This is a genomic window from Pseudoalteromonas sp. PPB1 (genome assembly GCF_015356275.1).
Classification (GTDB): domain Bacteria; phylum Pseudomonadota; class Gammaproteobacteria; order Enterobacterales; family Alteromonadaceae; genus Pseudoalteromonas; species Pseudoalteromonas rubra_D.
Genome location: NZ_JACEQV010000086.1, coordinates 1 through 939, shown reverse-complemented (window position 1 = coordinate 939; position 939 = coordinate 1). Strand labels below are relative to the sequence as shown.

Annotated in this window: 1 protein-coding gene; it reads right to left on the bottom strand. The window is 48.3% G+C overall.

Translation table 11 applies throughout. The features are described 5' to 3' along the window. A partial coding sequence (locus IY568_RS24405) for an RHS repeat-associated core domain-containing protein (protein ID WP_228553568.1) occupies nucleotides 1–939 on the bottom strand: 939 nt, incomplete at both ends.

Here is a 939-nt window from a genome sequence, read left to right as displayed (position 1 = left end):
CCCTTTGACCCCTTCTTCTTAGCCTTCCACATCTTATAAGCTTTGGCAGCTGCCGCACCACCAAATGCCAGGCCACCGACCGCAGCGACCACCACAGCTTTGTAGTCAACACAGGCAAATGGCTTGCCTTCTACATATAGCTGGAACAACAACTCCATACCGCCATCTTTGGCCGCACCATACAGGTTTGCCAGAATGTGTCCCGTCGGGTCAATAAAGTTGACAGGATCTGCTGAAACATAATTATAAAGGTTGGTATCGCCCCCCGCAAAGCCGATTGGATCTTTTGCAGTCCAACGAGCAGCATACGGATCGTAATCTCGTGCACCAAACCTGACCAGCCCTGTGTCGCTGTCATACAAGCCACCCGCAAACCCAAAAGGCTGAAAACCCGGGTTGGAGTCGTATGTCACCTCGCCATATACATCGTAGTCAAGCCGCTGGGCAATCTCGCCACTCACAGCGTCCACCAGCATCCTGGGTGAACCTAGTTGATCGGTAATATAGCGATACTCTCTGCCACCTTTTAGCATGTAGTCAGGAACATGTCCTTTGCTGGCGTAGCCAAACAAAGCAACCACATCACCATTGGCATTTAATTGTGCGACCGGATTTAACTGGTCACTATACAGGTAACCCGCAACGTGCTGCCCATCTATATACTTAGCCACACGTCGATTTTGCGGGTCAACATCATAGTCAATTTGTTTGCTAACCTGACCATCTTGCTTAATTTCAACCTGAAGTAGATTGCCAAAAATATCGTAGTCGTAGTTATGCTCTGTTGAACCACACGTTTTTTGTATCAGAGCACCGTTAACATCATACTGATACCGGCACTGAGCAAAACTGGTTAGCCTGTCCTGTTCGTCAAATGTTGCGCTCTTAGTGGTGGTTTGGTCACCTTGTGTGAAATCAATGCCAATCCGGTTACCATTT